Genomic DNA, 17,413 nt, shown 5'->3' on the forward strand with positions numbered 1-17,413 from the left:
AGCGCCTGGCATCGCGCTTTACGACAGCGCCCCCAGCACGCCGCGCGTCGCCTTGTCGATCTCCTCGACATAGCGGCGGCGGGCGAAGTTCTCGGTGAGGAAGCCGACCACCTTGCGGCTGTCGGTTGAATCGACCACCGCCAGCATCTCGGCTTCCGCCTCGTCGAACACCGCCATTGCCGACTTCACGTTCATTTCCGGGATCAGCACGATGTCGATCAGGCGGGCGAGCTCGATCACCTGGATGTCGTCGGCGATGGTGTCGAGGTCGCCGGAGAACAGATCGGGCAGCAGGACGAGGCCGACATATTCGTCCGCATTGTTGACGATGACGACTCCCGGCCGTGAGCCCAGCGCGAATTCGCGGCGTACGGCGGCGATCGTCGTGGTCGACGGCACCTTGCCGACATCGGAGCGCATCAAGCGCTCGACGGTGAGGTTGCGCAGCCAGCCGACGTCGTTGGCGCTGCGGATGGTCTCGCCGCGCAGATGCAGGCGCCAGGTCGAGAAGGAGTGGCCGAACATGAAGCGCACGCAGATCGAGGTGACGATGCAGCCGGCCAGCACCACGGCGGTGACGTCGACATTGCGGGTCATCTCGAGCACGAGGAACGACATGGTCAGGGGACCGCCGACGATGGCGACGCCGAGCGTCGCCATGCCCGTCAGCATCGCCACCAGCGGATCGATCACGAAGTTCGGACTGATCAGCAACAGCACCGCGGAGAAGAACTTTCCGATCAGGCTGCCGACGAACAGCGAGGCGAAGAACAGGCCGCCGCGGAAGCCCGAGGCGAGCGAGATCAGGCAGGCCGTCACCTTCAGGGCGATGATCAGCGCGATCAGGCCGATCGTCATGTCGTGAAAGAGATCGAGCACCATGGCGCCGTGGCCGGCCGCCAGCACCTGCGGCGTGACAATCGCAAAGCCGCCGACGACGAGGCCACCCATCACGGGACGCAGCCAGACCGGCAGCCAGGCGAACAGGCGCTCGAACATCGGCGAGGAGCGCATCACGGCAATGCCGACGCCGCTGGTGATGAGGGCGAGACCGATCAGGGCCAGGTACTGCTCGACGCCGACGGCGCTGACCTTCGGTATCTCCAGCGAATACGGCGCGCCGCCGAGCCATTGCGCGGTCAGCGCACCGGCGAGCGAGGCGGCCAGGATCGGGGCGGCGCTGCCGACCGAATAGACGCCGACGATCAGCTCGCAGGCGTAGAAGGCGCCGGTGATCGGCGCGCCGAACGCCGCGGCGATCGCGGCGGCCGCACCGCAGCCGACCATCAGGCGCAGATCGTTGCGGCGCAGATTGAAGAACTTGCCGAGCAGCGAGGCGATGCCGGAGCCGATCTGGGTATAGCCGGCCTCGAGGCCGACCGAGGCGCCGCAGCCGTTGGAGATCAGCGTCTGGCTCGACACAACCAGGCTGTCGCGCATCGACAGATTGCCGCCGCGCAGCGCATTTGCCTCGATCGGGTCGACCGCGCTGGAGATCTTCATCCGCCGCCGCGACCATTCCATGATGCCGAGCGCCAATCCGCCGAGCGCAGGCGCGATCAGCGCCGCCCAGGGGCTGACCCAGGCGTTGGCCGACAGGCGGACGTCGACGGGAATGCCGTAGATGAGCATATGGGCAATCTGCGCGATCTCGGCCATCAGCGTCACGATGGCGCCGGCCAGCGTGCCGATCACCAGGGCGAGCGGGATCAGGTAGAACTCGTTGCTGCGCAGGAGCGCGCGCAGGCGAACCATGACGCGGTTCGATCCCTTGCGATCGACGAGATGTCTGATCCGCACGAACACCTTCTGCCCGCCCTACCCTTCCGACATGCCGTAGCCGGCCATGCGCTGACGGACCCGCTCGATCTCGGCGCCCGAGAGCAGCGGCGGTTTCCCGATCTGGAGACAGCCGTGATATTGCCGCGCCAGAGTCTCGACCTCGACAGCGAGCCACATCGCCTTGTCCAGCGTCTTGCCGATCGCGATCATGCCGTGATGGTCGAGCAGGCAGGCAAGCCGCCCCTCCAGCGCCCGCACCGCATGTTCGGACAGTTCCTCCGTTCCGAAGGTGGCATAGGGCGCGCAGCGGATGCTGTCGCCGCCTGCGGCCGCGATCATGTAGTGCACGGGCGGGATCTCCATGCCCATGATCGCAAGGATGGTGCAATAGGTCGGATGGGCATGGACCACGGCGTTGACGTCGGGCCGGGCCTTCAGGATGTCGCGGTGGAAGCGCCACTCGCTGGACGGCTTCTGATCGGGCGCGTGCGAGCCGTCCATCGCCATGAACACGATCTGGTCGGGCGTCATGGCCTCATAGGGCACGCTGGTGGGCGTGACCAGCAGCCCGTCCACATGCCGGACGCTGATATTGCCCGAGGTGCCCTGGTTGATGCCGAGCGCATTCATGCGGCGGCAGGCGTCGATGATGGCCTGTCTCTTGGCGGGCTCGTCCGCTGTCATCGACATCTCGATTTCTTCTCGGCTTCTTGGCGATAGGCGTTTGTCAGACCGGAAGTACGTCAAAGCAATACGGCAGCGCAAGCGAAAGCGACCGGATCGCCCGTCGTCTCGCCGGCCGGTCCGTGGCTCCACGAAATAGACCATGGAATCAACGGATTAACGGATCGTCGCAATCCTACGGCAGGCTCGCCCGGACGGCCGCGATGCCGTTGATCACGAACTGCACGGAATAGGCGGCGAGCAGCATGCCGAGCACGCGCGAAAGCACCGCATTTCCGGTGCGCCCGAGGGTGCGGGCGATCAGGCTCGCGGAGAGAAAGCACAGCATGCAGAGCAGGCACACCGCGAGGACGATCGCGATGATGATCGCGAGCCTCGCCCCGTAGCCGGCATCGCCCGTCAACAGCAGCGTGGTCGCGATCGCGCCGGGGCCGGCCATCATGGGGATGGCCAGCGGAAACACCGCGACATCGGACGCGTGCTCCGAGGTCGCCTTGTCGGCCTCGCGGGCCTCGCGATGCGGGCGGTCGCCGAAGATCATCTGGTAGGACACACCGAACAGCAGCAGCCCGCCGGCGATCTGGAAGCCGGGGATGCCGATCCCGAGCTGCCGCAGCAGCCAGTTTCCGACCAGAGCGATCACCACCAGGATCGAGGCGGCGATCAGCGGCGCGCGCAGCGCGATCGTGCGCTTGACCGTGTCGGGCATGCCCCCGGTCGCGGCGAGGAAAGCCGGCGCAAGGCCGACGGGATCGACCACCAGCAGCAGCGTCACGAAGGCGGACAGAGCGAAGTCGAGCATGCGGGTGGGTCTCACGCGAGGTGGAGCCGCAATCCATAACGGCTCGAGGCGGCCTTCGCGAGGAACATTTGCCCTCCCAGAGTCTTGGTCGCGCGAGGATTAAGGAGGGCATCGCCTTCCCGTGTCACCTCAAGAGGAGGGTTTATGGCCAAACGAGCAAAGAAAAGCACCACCAAGAAGACCGCGGCGCGCCGGACGCGTCAGGCGCCGAAGATGCTGAGCGACCTGTTCCTGGAGACGTTGAAGGACATCTATTTCGCCGAGAACAAGATCATCAAGACGTTGCCGAAGATGGCGAAGGCGGCTCACTCCAAGCAGCTCTCCGCAGCCTTCAACAAGCATCTGCGCGAGACGCAGGGCCAGATCAAACGTCTCGACCAGATCTTCAAGATGCTGGGCAAGCCCGCGCGCGGCAAGCCCTGCGAGGCGATCAACGGCATCACCGACGAGGGCGCCGAGATCATGAAGGATTTCAAGAACGCCCCCGCCCTCGACGCCGGCCTGCTCGCGGCGGCGCAAGCCGTCGAGCACTACGAGATCTCCCGCTATGGCACACTGCGCACCTGGGCCGAGGAGCTCGGCATGCCGGACGCCGCCAGGCTGCTCCAGGCGACGCTCGATGAGGAAGAGGCGACCGATCGCACGCTGACCGAGCTCGCCACCTCCGTCATCAACCTCGAAGCGGAAGAGCAATACCGCGCCGCCGCCTGATCGGCGCGCCGCGCCCAACTGTTGCCTTCGACGCCGCGGAACATCGTCGCGGTGTCGAAGCGTCTGACTGCAAGGGCCTCCTCGGGTTCGAGGGGACAGGCATGCTCCAAACGCGCGATGCTGGAATTCCGGGGAACCGTCCCCATATGCTGGTCTTCCAACCGCAGCGCCTTCCCCGAGTCTTGCCATGCAACCCAAAAATCCCCTCGACTGGATGCTGTCCGAAGCCCTGGACTCGCTGACCCGCGCCGACCGGCTGCGGCAGCAGTTCGGCCGCCAGGAAGCCTGCTGGGAGCCGCCGATCGACGTGCTCGAAACCGAACATGAGCTTCTGATCCTGGTGGCGCTTCCCGGCGTCAATCCCGACAATGTCGAGACGCTGATCCATGACGGCGCGCTCGTCATCTCCGGCCAGCGCACCCTTCCGCCGGAGCTTCGCAATGCCCGCATCCACCGGCTCGAGCTGCCGCAGGGCCGCTTCGAGCGGCGCATCGCGCTTCCCCTTGGCCGCTACGCCATCAGCCGCTTCGTGATGGACGGCTGCGTCGCACTGCGCCTCGCCAAATCCTGAGGTCGATCATGGCCACCGAACAGATGAATAACGCACAGACCAATTCCACCGAGTCCGACGTGAAGATCCCCGACGACGCGCTGATCATCATCCCCGTGCGCGAGATGGTGCTGTTCCCCGGCGCCATCGCGCCGATCGCGATCGCACGGCCGAAGTCGGTCGCCGCCGCGCAGCAGGCGCTGCGCGAGCAGCGGCCGGTCGGCATCGTCCTGCAACGCAGCCCCGAGACCGAGGAGCCCGGGCCGGACGATCTCTATCGGGTCGCGACCATCACCAATATCGTGCGCTACATCACCGCGCCCGACGGCACCCATCACATCGTCTGCCAGGGCGTGCAGCGCGCCCGCATCCTCGACTTCCTGCCGGGAACGCCGTTCCCGGCTGCACGGATCCAGCAGATTCCGGAGCCGACCACGACCTCGCCCGAGATCGAGGCGCGCGCGCTGAACCTGCAGCGCCAGGCGATCGAGGCGATCGAGCTGCTGCCGCAGGCGCCGCCCGAGCTGGCCGCGATGTTCCAGGGCACCACCGCGCCCGGCGCGCTGGCGGACCTGGCGACGTCGTTCATGGACATAAAGCCGCAGGACAAGCAGGAGGTGCTGGAGACCATCGACCTCGCCTTGCGGGTCGAGAAGGTGTCGAAGCATCTGGCCGAGCGGCTGGAGGTGCTGCGCATCTCCAACGAGATCGGCCAGAAGACCCGCGCCAGCTTCGACGAGCGGCAGCGCGAGGCGATCCTGCGCGAGCAGATGGCGACCATTCAGCGCCAGCTCGGCGAAGGCGACGGCAAGGCGGTCGAGGTCGCCGAGCTGACGGCTGCCATCGCCAAGGCGAACATGCCGCCGGAGGCGGACGCGCATGCCAAGAAGGAGCTGCGCCGCTACGAGCGCATGCCCGAGGCCGCCGGCGAAGCCGGCATGGTCCGCACGTACCTCGACTGGCTGATCGAGCTGCCCTGGGCGCTGCCCGCGGAGAAGCCGATCGACATCAAGGAAGCGCGCCGCATCCTGGATGCCGATCATTTCGGCCTGGAGAAGATCAAGAGCCGGATCATCGAATATCTGGCGGTGCGCAAGCTCGCCCCGCAGGGCAAGGCGCCGATCCTGTGCTTCGTCGGCCCGCCCGGCGTCGGCAAGACCTCGCTCGGCCAGTCCATCGCACGCGCGATGGATCGCCCGTTCGTGCGCGTCAGCCTCGGCGGCCTGCATGACGAGGCCGAGATCCGCGGCCACCGGCGCACCTATATTGGCGCGCTGCCCGGCAACATCATCCAGGGCATCAAGAAGGCCGGCAGCCGGAACTGCGTCATGATGCTGGACGAGATCGACAAGATGGGCCGTGGCGTGCAGGGCGATCCTTCCGCTGCCATGCTGGAGGTGCTCGACCCCGAGCAGAACGGGACGTTCCGGGACAATTACCTGGGCGTGCCCTTCGACCTGTCGCGCGTGGTGTTCATCGCGACCGCCAACATGCTGGACCAGATTCCGGGTCCGCTCCTGGACCGCATGGAGCTGATCAGCCTCGCCGGTTACACCGAGGACGAGAAGCTGGAGATCGCGCGGCGCTATCTGGTGCGGCGGCAGCTGGAGGCCAATGGCCTGACGGCCGAACAGGCCGAGATCGAGCCGGAGGCGCTGAAGCTGATCGTCAAGGGTTATACCCGCGAGGCCGGCGTGCGCAATCTGGAGCGCGAGATCGGCAAGGTGTTCCGGCACGCCGCAGTGCAGGTCGCCGAGGGCACGGCTGCCAAGATCGTGGTGAGCCCGAAGGACATCGCCACCGTGCTCGGCCAGCCGCGCTTCGAAGGCGAGATCGCGCAGCGCACCAGCATTCCGGGCGTCGCCACCGGCCTTGCCTGGACGCCGGTCGGCGGCGACATCCTGTTCATCGAGGCCTCGCGCGTGCCCGGCCGCGGTGGGATGATCCTGACCGGCCAGCTCGGCGACGTCATGCGTGAGAGCGTGCAGGCCGCGATGACGCTGGTGAAGAGCAAAGCCAGCCAGCTCGGCATCGATCCGCAGCTGTTCGAGAAGAGCGACATCCACGTCCACGTCCCGGCGGGCGCAACCCCGAAGGACGGGCCGAGCGCGGGCGTCGCGATGTTCACGGCGCTGACGTCGCTGCTCACCAACCGCACGGTGCGCAGCGACACCGCGATGACCGGCGAGATCTCGCTGCGCGGCCTGGTGCTGCCGGTCGGCGGCATCAAGGAGAAGGTGGTGGCCGCGGCCGCCGCCGGACTGAAGCGGGTCATGCTGCCGGCGCGCAACAAGCGGGACTACGACGACATCCCGAAGAGCGCGCGGGACAACCTCGAATTCATCTGGCTGGAGCGCGTCGACGAGGCCATCGCCGCAGCGCTCGAGCCGGCCGAGGCCAAGGTCGAAGCGGCGGAGTGAATGCGATGAAGAAACTGCTGGAAAGAGCAAAGAGATCGCGGAAGACACAGCGGCTGCGCCAGCTGCTCGATCGCGCCATCGACGGGGTTCGCGATGCGCTCGCGGGACCCGAGCCGCGGCTTCAGCCGGTCCCGGTCCGGGTCAGGCGCCGCAAAGGCTGAACCCCTCCGATTCAGCCCTCGCGGTCGTCGAACATAAAAGGCCCCCTCCTGCGAGGGGGCCTTTGTTTTATCAGGCCACCGCGTCCTTGGCAGCCTTGACCGGGCGAGCGCGGACGATCTTCCGGGCCGGCTTGGCCTTGAACATCATCTCTTCACCCGTGAACGGGTTGGTGCCCTTGCGCGCCTTGGTCGCGGGCTTCTTGATGACCACGAACTTGGCGAAGCCCGGCACCAGGAACAGGCCGTTCTTCTTGAGCTCCTTGTGACCGACGTCGGTCAGCGTCTCCATGACGCTCTTGACGTCGCGCTTGGAAAGCTCGGTGGCGGTCGCAATCTTTTCGATCAACTGCGATTTCGACATTTGGGCTGGCATCGTGTCTCCTCTGATTCGTTGCCGGTTGCATATTAGACCAACCGGCGAAGGCCTAGAGCCTTCTGCACAGTTTTGTCGCGATTTTACGGGCTTTTTTGGCCCCCTGTGGCAAAAAACCCTGCTTTTTAGCTACTTCCGGAGCGGGAGGAGCCTCTGGCAGCGGATTTTACCTTGTTTCAAAGGCCCGCACGCAGCCTTGCTAAAGCTGATTCGCTGCTTTCGACAAGCGACGACCGGCCTCTTTGTGCGAGGAGGAGCGCGTTTCGCCCTAGAAAATAAGGCTAGATTGCATCGCCGCCGCCTTTGCAGGTGCTCTCCCTCTCCCCGTTCTTACGGGGGCGCGACGAGCTTCGCTCGCGCTGGGAGGGGCCTCTCTCCCCGCATGAGATCGACGATATAGCTGTACACCCCCTCACCCGGATCGCACCGGACGATGCTTCGCATCGCCGAGGCGATCCGACCTCTCGCCGCAAGCGGGGAGAGGTGAAGAAAGTAGGCTAGATGCGCTCGATGACGATGGCCGGCGCCATGCCGCCGGCGGCGCACATGGTGACGAGACCGCGCTTGAGGTCGCGCCGTTCGAGCTCGTCGAGCACGGTGCCGATCAGGATCGAGCCGGTCGCGCCGATGGGATGGCCGAGCGCGATCGAGCCGCCGTTGACGTTGACCTTGGCGCGGTCGAGCCTGAGGTCGCGGATGTATTTTTCCGCCACCACCGCGAAGGCCTCGTTGATTTCGAACAGGTCGATGTCGTCGATGGTCAGCCCCGCCTTCGCCAGCACCTTGCGCGTCGCCGGCACCGGCGCGTTCAGCATCAAGGTCGGCGAGTCCCCCATATTGGCCATCGCCACCACGCGGGCGCGCGGCTTGAGGCCGTGCGCCTTGGCGTAGGCGGGCGAGGCCAGCAGGATCGCGGCGGCGCCGTCGACGACGCCGGACGAATTGCCGGCATGGTGCACGAAGTCGATGTTCAGATCAGGATATTTTTGCAGGATCAGGCCGCGATAGGTGGTGCCCTTGTCGTCGAGCGCATAGTCGGCGATCGCAGGGAAAGCCGGCTTCAGGCTGCTGAGGCCTTCCATCGTGGTCTGCGGCCGCGGATACTCTTCGTGGTCGAGCGCAAGGCTGCCGTCCTCGCGATGAACGGGCACGAGGCTCTTCTTGAAGTGCCCGTTCGCCATCGCATGCGCGGCACGCTTCTGGCTCTCCAGCCCGAGCGCATCGACGTCCCGCCGGGTGATGCCTTCCATGGTCGCGATCGCATCGGCGCAGACGCCCTGATGCGACTGCGGATGCCGCGCGCGCAGGCGCAGATTGCCGCCGTCCATCATCATCGGACCGCCGCCGCGGCGTCCCTCCATCGACATCATCTCGCAGCCGCCGGCGATGACGAGGTCTTCGGCGCCCGCCATGATCGAGCTTGCGGCCATGTTGACGCTGGTGATGCCGCTTCCGCAGAAGCGGTCGAGCGTCACCGCGCTGGCGCGCACGTCGTAGCCGGCATCGAGCGCCGACATCCGGCCGAGATCGCCGCTTTGGGTTGCGACCTGCGCGCTGCAGCCCCAGACGATGTCGTCGACATCGGCAGTATTGATGCCGGTGCGATCGGCGAGCGCGCGCAGCACCGTTGCGCCCAGTTGCTGCGGATGAATGCCCGAGAGCGCTCCCTTGCCGGCCTTGCCGACGCCCCGCGGTGTCCGGCAAGCATCGATGATCAGCGCGTCAGCCATTGGCGTTGTCCTCTTGTTATGAGTGTTGAGAGGTTTGTGGGTCAGCGGGAGAGGTGAGTCAATGCGCTGCGTTTGCACCCCTCACCCGGATTTTCCGCTACGCGTAAAATCGGGCGATCGCACACGGCCTGAGCGATTGGCACGAAAGCCGTCGCGACGTCATGGCCGGGCTTGTCCCGGCCATCCACGCCTTGCTACGCCGCACGAAGAACGTGGATGCCCGGGACCCGGCTCCGCCAAGGCTTCGCCGGGCATTCGGTGTTGGGCCGGCGAGGCTTCAGCGAAGACGGCAAGCCCGGGCATGACGATCTCTCAGATGGCTTTGCATGGGGGACGCGACTACACCCCCGCCGCGTTCCTTGCGATCACGTTGCGGTAGTAGCTCGCGCTGAGCTTTGGCGTGCGGACCTGGGTATCGAAATTGACGTGATAGAGCCCGAAACGCTTGCTGAGCCCGAACACCCATTCGAAGTTGTCCATCAGGCTCCAGAGGAAATAGCCGCGCACCGGCACGCCTTCGGCGGTGGCGCGCTGGAGCTGGGCGAGATAGTTGCGCAGGTACATGATGCGGTCGGTGTCGTAGATCTTGCCGTCGGGCGTCACCACATCGTCGCCGGAGGTGCCGTTCTCGCTGATATAGATCGCATCCGTCTTCCAGATCCTTGCCGCCAGCTTCGGCACCCAGTAGATCGTCTCCGGCGCGACGCGGAGCCAGTCCGAGTTCATGTGCGGAAAGGATTTCGGGATCGGCAGCGGCATGAAGCCCGCGCCCTGGTCGGACGGCACCACATAGTTCTGCGGCGCGTAGATGTTGAGGCCGAGGAAGTCGACCGGCGAGGAGATGATCTTCAGCTCGGCGTCGGTGTATTTCGGCGCATTGGCGCCCGCGTATTTCAGGAACGCCTCGGTGTAGCTGCCGGTCATGATGACGTTGAGATAGCCGGCATTCATCTCGCGCAGCGCGATCTCGGCGGCGCGGACGTGCTCGGGCGTGTCGATCGCGGGAACGCAGACGTCGATGTTCTCCGCCGGCCCGACCCGGGTGCCGCGGCGGCCATGGGCGCGCACCGCCTGCACCGCAAGCCCGTGCGCGAGCGCGCTGTTGTGCCTGACCTGGTTGACCTCTGCTTGCGGCAGCGTCACGCCGGGCGCATCGATGCCGATGCCATAGCCGAACTGCACGAAGCGGCCGCTCTCGTTCAGCGTGAACACGTTCTTGACCCGATCGGTCAGACGCCCGGCGACATAGGCGGCATAGTCGCCGAAGATCTTGCAGGTCTCCGTCGAGCGCCAGCCGCCAAAGCGGTCCTGGAGCGATTGCGGCAGGTCCCAATGGTAGAGCGTCATCCACGGCTCGATGCCGTTCTTCAGAAGCTCGTCGACCAGACGATCGTAGAAGTCGAGGCCCCCGGGGTTCGGCTTGCCGTCGCCGTCGGGAAACACCCGCGGCCAGGCGATCGAGAAGCGGTAGGCCTTGCAGCCGAGCTCCTTGATGAGCGCGATATCCTCCTTGTAGCGGTGATAGTGCTCGTTGGCGCGATCGCCGGTCGAGCCGTCCTCGATCTTGCCGGGGATGCGGACGAACCTGTCCCAGATCGAGGCCCCTCGCCCGTCCTCGTTGACCGCGCCCTCGACCTGATAGGACGAGGTGGCGGTGCCCCACAGGAAGCCCGGCGGGAAACCGCGAGAGCTGCGTGGCGCGGCATCGGGCTTTGCCTCGACGGATTGGCCCGGCGCCGTCATCGCCGCTGCGGACAGCCCCGCGATCTTCGCGAACTGGCGACGCGAGAACTTGTCCTGCATTGGTACTGTTCCACTTCCATCGTTTCGGGCCGGCACAATGACGAGTTCCGGCCGATTTGAGAAGCGGAGTCCCTGGTGTCACGACTGCAACCAACCAACCAACGCTCACATCTGTCTTCTCTGACGAGGAGCGCCGATAAGGCATTATCGGACCAAACCATGGTTTAGCTTGAATAGACCCCGGTTCCTGAGGTCTCATCCCGACGCTTGCAACGAAGCGGATCGGACGCCCCCCGTGTGGATACCGGGACTTTTCTGTGTCCAAGGCATGAAACTCGCATGACAAGGCACCGGGAGATTCGTAACTTTTCGCTTTGAAGGCGCACGAGGGGACAGGGATGATTCACGCTGGCGTAAGCCCGATGGCGTTGCGTGGTGATCGGCCCGGCCAAGATGTCGTTGCCGGCCTCACGCCAGGCCTTTCGTTCGCTCTGGTGCGACATGCGCCGCGAGAGATGCTGCGCGTTTTGCGGCGCGGCCCTGCCGTCACCGTGGAGATCCATTGGCCGTCGGGAGAGGCAGGCCTCTTCCTGCGATGCCGTATCGAGCTGAGTTCGAGAGACTCGTGGCGGTTGCCGCATCGGCGGCACGCCCATCAGGCTGCGAACCATCAATCATCTCAACTGGCGATCCTTGCCATGACATTTCTGCTCGCCGTCTGCGGCTGGAGCGTCGGCGGAGCCGAGGGCATGCAGCGGGCGCTGTTGGGAAGCACGCCCCGTCCCGACGAAACGGTCATCTCGCGCGAGAACGTGTATCGCTGGTTCGGTGCCCGCCTGCTGTCCCCTGCCGAGGTGCCGGACCTGTTCGCCATTCTGACAAAAGTTTGCAGCCGGGCCGGCCTGGCCCGATTGCCGGATCTCTATTGTCTGCCGGCACCGCGCGACATGAATGCCTATGCACTCGGCGGACCGGAACGCAGTGCCATCGTGTTGACCGAAGGCCTGCTACGCGGCATGACCCGCGACGAAATTGCCGGGATATTGGCCCATGAAGTCGCTCATATCCGCAACAATGACGCCTGGACGATGGGCTGGGCGACAGCGTTGCGACGCGCGATCGATTGGACCTCGCTCGCTGGTCTCGCGCTGCTGCGAACCAGCCATCATCACGGTGGCATGACATCAAGCCGGCCATTGGCGATGCTGCTGAGCGCAGCACCAACTCTCGGCCAGCTCCTTGGACTTGCTCTGTCGCGCGTTCGCGAACTGGATGCAGATGCAACGGCGCTCGAACTGACCGGCGACTCGCGAGCGCTCATCGCCGCACTCGACAAGCTGGAGCGCCATCACACCGGCTCTGCATCAAGCCGCACGTCCGCATTCGTGCATGATCCGACGCGCTTGCTTCGCAGCCATCCCGCCACCTCCGAGCGCGTCGGCACATTGCTCAACCTCGCCTATTAGCATTCGCGGAAGTTGACACCGATGCACATCGGAAGGCTCGCTGACCAGGCAAAGAGGGCTGACGAAAATTCGCGCGGCGATATTTTCGCGGAGTTTGATCGCCGCCAAAATATCGCCGCGCTTTCGCGAAACTATTTTGACGTGAGTACGTTTTTCGCGTCTCTGCTCATTGCAGAACCGGGGAGACACCAGCGTAATTGCCAAGCGTTCGAGCGGACGTGAGACATAAATGAGAAATGGCTGGCCATCGTGCCAGCGAGGAAAATCCGCTCCCACCTTTTTCGACGGCAATGATTTTGCCGCTCTAAAATATCTTACCGTCGGCTTGTCACGTTGAGGGGACGCAACTCGCGCCTCCCAGGCGGGCGACATTGCTTGCGGCTGAGACTTCCGTGCCAAGCAATTGAACTTGAAGCTCCAACGCCGTCGCAGCGGCGTGACGAACCGCTATTGCCAGCGAAGGGGTCGCGCATGCGACCGACCTTGGTAGAATCTTGGGCTGAGGGCACCACCATCGCAAGGAGACCAAGCGATGACGTATTATGACACCCTGCAACAGAACCAAGCGCATGGTTCACCATTCGGACAGTCCGGTCCGCAACAATGGGGATCGGGAGCATTCGGTTCGCAAGGCGGCCAACAGTATGGAGGAGGCGGTCTTGGATTGGGCCAGGCGGCCTATGGACAGCAATACGGACAGTTCGGCGGTCAGCCGACCTTTGGCGCGCCTGGATATGGTCCCGGCTGGGGCGGGCAAACGGGCGGGGGTCAGCAGCCCTGGGGCGGACAACAGCGCCAGCTTTCGCCACAGGACGTGAATGAGGTCGTGCGGCAATTGATACCGGCGTTGCCGCAAATTCTCGCGCAAGCTCAGACTCCGTTCGCAGGAATGGGCTATGCGGCTTACGGCCAAGCACCGCGGCAGCTAAGTCCGCAAGACGTGAGCGAGGTCGTGCGGCAGATCCTGCCCATCGTGCCGCAGATCGTGGGAATGCTGCAAAGCCAGCCCCAAATGCAGCATTCGGCCATGCACGGCGGTATCGGTCAGGGTCAATTCGGAGGCCCCGGTCAATTCGGTCTCGGCTCTCCCACGCAGACTCAGCCAGCGCAGATGTGGGGTTCGCAGTTCGGCGCGCCGCAGTTCCAAGCGGCATTCGGCGGTCAGACGGGCTTTGGCCAGCAGCAGCGACAACTGACGCAGCAGGATGTCGCCGACATCACCCGCCAGCTGATCGGCGTCATTCCCCAGGTCATCGGTAACCTTCAGGCCTACGGCCAGCAGCGGATGATCTGACCGCGCGATAAGGCGCGACCGCCAGAAGCGGCGGTCGCGCCTGCCGTCGCGCACGCATCCTCCGAAGGAGAACCCTCATGTCGGATTCCAATCCCTCCGCCGCATCTGCGTCACAGCGCCACTCCTCAGACATTCAGCAGCTCGTGGGTCTGCTCAGCAATTTGATGCCGCTGCTCTTGCGCCTGCAGTCGCAAGGGTTCGAGCAGCCGTTCCGAACCATGCCCGGCACCTTCCCGATGCCGAACCCGGTGCTCGATCATCAGGCTGCGGAAAGCATGATCGGAGACATGATCGCAGAATCATTACGTTCGCTCTCTGCCTATCTGGAGGCCAACGCGGCACAGCATGCGGGCCTCGAAAACTGCGTCTCGATCGTCACCCAGGCAGCCAACAAGTTTACCGAGCGGGATTTTGCGCAGGCCTTCAACCTGATCTACTTCGCCTATCGCGCGGTCGAAGCCGCCCGCGCAGCCGATCCCCGCCTTCCGCTGCTGCGACAGGCTTCGATTGATCGCACGCAATCCTCCATCCACTGAAATCAAGGAGGCGACGCCATGGCAATAAGTCCAGATGATGCGCGACCGACCTCGAGCGACAATCGACGTAAACCAGCCCGCAGCACTCAATACATGATCGCGCCGGCGGGCCCCGGCGTCAGCGCTCAAACGCTGGCCGAACAGCTCAACCAGTTCGGCAATATCCTGTGGACCCATGACCAGCGCGGCGTCAGTGGCCCGCCAATTGCGATCGTGCGCATGCCTGACGAAGCCGCCGCCGCGTTGCGCCGCTCCACGGCCGGCAGCTTGATCATCGAGCCGGACAGCTATCTGCGAGCTGCATCCTTTGCCCGCCCGGCCTCCTCTTTCATCCCGGCGGCCACGACGATGACCGCACTCGGGCCGGACTTGAAGGTGACGATCCGGGTCCTCAGCGAAGCAGGTGCGCCTGTCGAACAAGCAATCGTGCAGCTCGTCGGCGAGCAGGCGTCAGTTCAGGGACGGACGGACCGTGATGGCAACGTCGATCTGACGCTGCAGGACGAAGTGCCGGAAACAATCGCCGCCATTTTCGTCAGCGCACGCTCCGGCCATTGGGGCTTGTGGCAACAGCAGCCCAATATCGAGGCCGATGCGGTGAACACCCTCACCCTGAAACCGTTGCCGCTACCTGGCCGGCTGGATTGGGGCGGCGAAGCGATGCGCTTCGATCAGATTCCCGGCCACTGCCGTGGAGCTGACGTCAAGATCGCGCTCATCGACAGCGGCGTGGCGACCAGCCACAAGCAATTGGCCGACATCAAGCACGGTATCGATGCCCGAAGTGGCGAAGATCGCTCATGGTCAAAGGACGTCACTGGCCACGGCACGCCTTGCGCGGGCATCATCAATGCGGCAGCGCAGGCAGATCACGGCATCCGCGGCTACGCCCCGGACAGCGAGCTCCATGTTTGCAGGCTTCCCCTGGATGCCCGTTGCAGCGACCTGATCGCGGCGCTCGATGATTGCCTGCAAAACGGCATCGACGTGGCGTGCGTCGGAGTCGGGTGCGAGCGCGGCTCCGTGCTGGTTGAGCAGCACATTGCCATGGTCAAGCAACAAGGCGTCAGCGTCATCGCTGCCGCCGGCAACTCCGGAGAGAGCGTGCTGTTTCCGGCCTGTTCCCCGCATGTCATGGCAGTCGGCGCGGTCGGACGGATGGGAAGTTTCCCGGAAGACAGTCCGCAGGCGGCGCAGGCCGCAGCCGCCAGCGCGGCGGCGGGCGGGCTGTTTGTACCGCCGTTTTCCTGCCGCGGGTCCGAACTCGACCTATGCGCGCCCGGTGTTGCGGTCATTGCCTGTCAGTCGCCGGACGGCTACGCCGTCTGCGACGGCACCTCGCTCGCAGCGGCTCACGTTGCCGCGCTTGCAGCCTTGATTCTCGCCGACCACGCCGACTTCAAGGGCAGCTTCATCGCAAAGGATGCCCACCGGGTCGAACGGTTGTTCCAAATTCTGAAGGATACGGCCCAGCCCATCGGCCATCCGTGGCAGACCGGAGCCGGGTTGCCGGATGCAGCCCGCGCGCTCGGCGTCTGGTCCGATCAGCGGCCCCTTGCCATGCCTCTGAATGCGGGATTGCGCGAGATGCGCAGCGCCATTCGGCAGCTCGATCGGATTCCATTCGGCGAAAGCCAGTCGACGATATTCGAGCCGCCGCGCGGCCCGGCCAACGTGACGCGGCTTCCGCTGAATCCGGCCCCTCTGGCGTTCCAGGCTGCCGGCGCGGGAACAGCGACGGTGCATGAACTCAGAGCCGCGATGGCGCTCGCGGGTCTAGCGGAAAGACCTTAGGGGATGATCGGGACCGGCAGTCCTATAACGTCACCCGCATGCCGGCATAGAACGCACGGGGCCTTGCCGGGCTCAGCGAGCGCGGGTCGTTAAATTCCGCACCGCCATTGGCGAAATTGGGCAGGGCTTCCCTGTCGAAGAAGGTGCCAAGGGTCGAGTAGCGGTTGTCGAAGATGTTGTTGACGCGCGGCGCTGCGGCCGGCTTGGCGTCCGCGAGCTCGAGGGGACCTGTCATTCCGGCTGCGGACAACCCCGCGATTTTCGCGAACTGGTGACGCGAGACCTTGTCCGACATTGATGCTGCTCCGGGGTGATGCTGGTGCGGCAGCACAATGGCGGGTCGCGGACGGTTTGAGAAGCGAGCTTTGAGGCAGGTCGGATGCAGAATTGCGCTGCGTGGGCCGCGACATATGGATGCGGGCGGGCCGGCGATGGCTCCCGCGATCAGCGCGAGCGCTTCGGCAGCTTTGGAAGCTTGCCGGGATTGAACGCGGGGACCTGTCCGTCTTGTTCACGTGCCGGCGGCTTCTGTTCCGTCAGAATGAGCGTTCCCTGGAGGATCATTCCCGGCACTTGTTGTGCCGTCGCCGTGTAGGTTGCGATCTTGCCGGGGCAGTGTCCCTCGATGTCCAGCGTGAGTTCATCATCGATGCCGAAGACCGTCGCACGTCCATCGGTATGACGCTTCGTCAACACGGTTGCGGTGAAGCGATCGCCGTCGACCTTGCAGGAGCCGTGATACGTCATCAGGCTGTCGCGGCCCCAAATCTGGCCGTCGGCGACATGGACGATACCGGTCCCCTGATCGATCGGCGTCTTGTACCACGCCGCGTAGGTGCCATCCTTCAGCATGGGAGCCGTCTCCCCTGGTATTCCCCCGCAAACAATCCGCATGATTAGCGCTAAGAAAGCGTTAATCGCGCGGCCCGTGCCAATCCGGTCGGTCCTTGCGCAGCTCGGCTTCCAGGTCCTCGATGATGCCATGAAGCAGACACGCGGCCAGCGGGTCGGTCACTTCGCGTTCCAGATGCCGATAACGCGCGATCCGGGATTCCTGTTCTCTCAACTGGTGCTCTGTCATCAGACGGGCCCTCCGACAAACCGACGCGGAGACAGCCAAACAGTTTCGTTAAAATTTTCGGATCATTTGCGATGGTTTCCAACTGGTTAAGGGCGACGCGGCGTCAGCACGTCGCTTGAAAAAGCGGAGTTGGCTCGGTGCGGTTTTGCTACGGGTCAAAGGGCCGACGTCGCCCAGGAGCGCCGCGGTGCCCGCCAAGGGCCGGACGCGGACATCGAGAGCGCGGCGTGATATAGCCAATGCACGCCAGCCGCTACGAGAAAGAGGATGCCACGCCCACTTACCC

At 64.8% G+C, this 17,413-nt stretch carries 16 protein-coding genes; 7 read left to right on the forward strand and 9 right to left on the reverse strand.

Going from position 1 to position 17,413, the window contains the following annotated elements; genetic code table 11:
* Window positions 1–18: 18 nt before the first annotated feature.
* From XI09_RS14595 to XI09_RS14605, 3 genes are all read right to left on the reverse strand, one after another.
* A complete protein-coding gene (locus tag XI09_RS14595) occupies window positions 19–1,806 on the reverse strand; it encodes a chloride channel protein (protein ID WP_271567447.1) in 1,788 nt (595 codons plus the stop codon).
* A 12-nt stretch (window positions 1,807–1,818) separates the two neighbouring features.
* The gene (locus tag XI09_RS14600) at window positions 1,819–2,472 is read right to left on the reverse strand and encodes an L-fuculose-phosphate aldolase (RefSeq protein ID WP_177234642.1); all 654 of its coding nucleotides are present in this window, start codon (window positions 2,470–2,472) and stop codon (window positions 1,819–1,821) included.
* 169 nt (window positions 2,473–2,641) lie between these two features.
* Window positions 2,642–3,268 (reverse strand): MarC family protein, encoded by a 627-nt coding sequence (locus XI09_RS14605; RefSeq protein WP_271567448.1) that lies wholly within the window; start codon window positions 3,266–3,268, stop codon window positions 2,642–2,644.
* 144 nt (window positions 3,269–3,412) lie between these two features.
* Between XI09_RS14605 and XI09_RS14610 the strand changes: the two genes are divergently transcribed.
* The 3 genes from XI09_RS14610 to lon all read left to right on the forward strand — a co-directional run bounded on the left by XI09_RS14610 (window position 3,413) and on the right by lon (window position 6,949).
* The gene (locus XI09_RS14610) at window positions 3,413–3,979 is read left to right on the forward strand and encodes a YciE/YciF ferroxidase family protein (RefSeq protein WP_271567449.1); all 567 of its coding nucleotides are present in this window, start codon (window positions 3,413–3,415) and stop codon (window positions 3,977–3,979) included.
* 187 nt (window positions 3,980–4,166) lie between these two features.
* Complete coding sequence (locus XI09_RS14615; RefSeq protein WP_271567450.1) at window positions 4,167–4,550, forward strand: Hsp20/alpha crystallin family protein; 384 nt, start codon at window positions 4,167–4,169, stop codon at window positions 4,548–4,550.
* A gap of 8 nt (window positions 4,551–4,558) precedes the next feature.
* Complete coding sequence (gene lon / locus XI09_RS14620) at window positions 4,559–6,949, forward strand: endopeptidase La (protein WP_271567451.1); 2,391 nt, start codon at window positions 4,559–4,561, stop codon at window positions 6,947–6,949.
* 231 nt (window positions 6,950–7,180) lie between these two features.
* On the opposite strand, the gene XI09_RS14625 is transcribed toward lon, so the two are convergent.
* The 3 genes from XI09_RS14625 to XI09_RS14635 form a co-directional block, all read right to left on the reverse strand.
* Window positions 7,181–7,483, reverse strand: a complete 303-nt coding sequence (locus tag XI09_RS14625; RefSeq protein ID WP_008139488.1) for an HU family DNA-binding protein — start codon at window positions 7,481–7,483, stop codon at window positions 7,181–7,183.
* Between the two features lie 497 nt (window positions 7,484–7,980).
* Window positions 7,981–9,213, reverse strand: a complete 1,233-nt coding sequence (locus tag XI09_RS14630) for an acetyl-CoA C-acetyltransferase (protein ID WP_271567452.1) — start codon at window positions 9,211–9,213, stop codon at window positions 7,981–7,983.
* A gap of 339 nt (window positions 9,214–9,552) precedes the next feature.
* Window positions 9,553–11,016 carry a GH1 family beta-glucosidase gene (locus XI09_RS14635; RefSeq protein ID WP_271567453.1) on the reverse strand — a complete coding sequence of 488 codons (1,464 nt, stop codon included), beginning with the start codon at window positions 11,014–11,016 and terminating at the stop codon, window positions 9,553–9,555.
* Between the two features lie 314 nt (window positions 11,017–11,330).
* On the opposite strand from XI09_RS14635, the gene XI09_RS14640 reads away from it, so the two are divergent.
* The 4 genes from XI09_RS14640 to XI09_RS14655 all read left to right on the forward strand — a co-directional run bounded on the left by XI09_RS14640 (window position 11,331) and on the right by XI09_RS14655 (window position 16,046).
* Entirely contained in the window at window positions 11,331–12,422 is a 1,092-nt protein-coding gene (locus XI09_RS14640; RefSeq protein WP_271567454.1) for a zinc metalloprotease HtpX, read from the forward strand.
* A 532-nt stretch (window positions 12,423–12,954) separates the two neighbouring features.
* Window positions 12,955–13,716, forward strand: a complete 762-nt coding sequence (locus tag XI09_RS14645; RefSeq protein WP_271567455.1) for a hypothetical protein — start codon at window positions 12,955–12,957, stop codon at window positions 13,714–13,716.
* Window positions 13,717–13,877: 161 nt separating this feature from the next.
* Window positions 13,878–14,252 (forward strand): hypothetical protein, encoded by a 375-nt coding sequence (locus XI09_RS14650; RefSeq protein WP_271567456.1) that lies wholly within the window; start codon window positions 13,878–13,880, stop codon window positions 14,250–14,252.
* An 18-nt stretch (window positions 14,253–14,270) separates the two neighbouring features.
* Complete coding sequence (locus XI09_RS14655; RefSeq protein ID WP_271567457.1) at window positions 14,271–16,046, forward strand: S8 family serine peptidase; 1,776 nt, start codon at window positions 14,271–14,273, stop codon at window positions 16,044–16,046.
* A 22-nt stretch (window positions 16,047–16,068) separates the two neighbouring features.
* Here the strand turns inward: XI09_RS14655 and XI09_RS14660 are convergent, their stop codons facing one another.
* The 3 genes from XI09_RS14660 to XI09_RS14670 form a co-directional block, all read right to left on the reverse strand.
* Window positions 16,069–16,341: a hypothetical protein gene (locus XI09_RS14660; protein ID WP_271567460.1), complete on the reverse strand. Its 273-nt coding sequence runs from the start codon at window positions 16,339–16,341 to the stop codon at window positions 16,069–16,071.
* Window positions 16,342–16,490: 149 nt separating this feature from the next.
* Window positions 16,491–16,898: a hypothetical protein gene (locus tag XI09_RS14665; RefSeq protein ID WP_271567458.1), complete on the reverse strand. Its 408-nt coding sequence runs from the start codon at window positions 16,896–16,898 to the stop codon at window positions 16,491–16,493.
* 61 nt (window positions 16,899–16,959) lie between these two features.
* Window positions 16,960–17,127 carry a hypothetical protein gene (locus XI09_RS14670; protein ID WP_271567459.1) on the reverse strand — a complete coding sequence of 56 codons (168 nt, stop codon included), beginning with the start codon at window positions 17,125–17,127 and terminating at the stop codon, window positions 16,960–16,962.
* Window positions 17,128–17,413: the final 286 nt, after the last annotated feature.

The sequence above is a fragment of the Bradyrhizobium sp. CCBAU 11386 genome, from assembly GCF_028128955.1.
Taxonomy (GTDB): Bacteria; Pseudomonadota; Alphaproteobacteria; order Rhizobiales; family Xanthobacteraceae; genus Bradyrhizobium.

Bases quoted from the DNA above. Each gene is read 5' to 3' on its own strand.
- XI09_RS14600 (WP_177234642.1), bottom strand. From the start codon at position 2,472: ATGTCGATGACAGCGGACGAGCCCGCCAAGAGACAGGCCATCATCGAC.
- XI09_RS14605 (WP_271567448.1), bottom strand. From the start codon at position 3,268: ATGCTCGACTTCGCTCTGTCCGCCTTCGTGACGCTGCTGCTGGTGGTC.
- XI09_RS14610 (WP_271567449.1), top strand. From the start codon at position 3,413: ATGGCCAAACGAGCAAAGAAAAGCACCACCAAGAAGACCGCGGCGCGC.
- XI09_RS14615 (WP_271567450.1), top strand. From the start codon at position 4,167: ATGCAACCCAAAAATCCCCTCGACTGGATGCTGTCCGAAGCCCTGGAC.
- lon (WP_271567451.1), top strand. From the start codon at position 4,559: ATGGCCACCGAACAGATGAATAACGCACAGACCAATTCCACCGAGTCC.
- XI09_RS14625 (WP_008139488.1), bottom strand. From the start codon at position 7,483: ATGCCAGCCCAAATGTCGAAATCGCAGTTGATCGAAAAGATTGCGACC.
- XI09_RS14630 (WP_271567452.1), bottom strand. From the start codon at position 9,213: ATGGCTGACGCGCTGATCATCGATGCTTGCCGGACACCGCGGGGCGTC.
- XI09_RS14635 (WP_271567453.1), bottom strand. From the start codon at position 11,016: ATGCAGGACAAGTTCTCGCGTCGCCAGTTCGCGAAGATCGCGGGGCTG.
- XI09_RS14645 (WP_271567455.1), top strand. From the start codon at position 12,955: ATGACGTATTATGACACCCTGCAACAGAACCAAGCGCATGGTTCACCA.
- XI09_RS14655 (WP_271567457.1), top strand. From the start codon at position 14,271: ATGGCAATAAGTCCAGATGATGCGCGACCGACCTCGAGCGACAATCGA.
- XI09_RS14660 (WP_271567460.1), bottom strand. From the start codon at position 16,341: ATGTCGGACAAGGTCTCGCGTCACCAGTTCGCGAAAATCGCGGGGTTG.
- XI09_RS14665 (WP_271567458.1), bottom strand. From the start codon at position 16,898: ATGCTGAAGGATGGCACCTACGCGGCGTGGTACAAGACGCCGATCGAT.
- XI09_RS14670 (WP_271567459.1), bottom strand. From the start codon at position 17,127: ATGACAGAGCACCAGTTGAGAGAACAGGAATCCCGGATCGCGCGTTAT.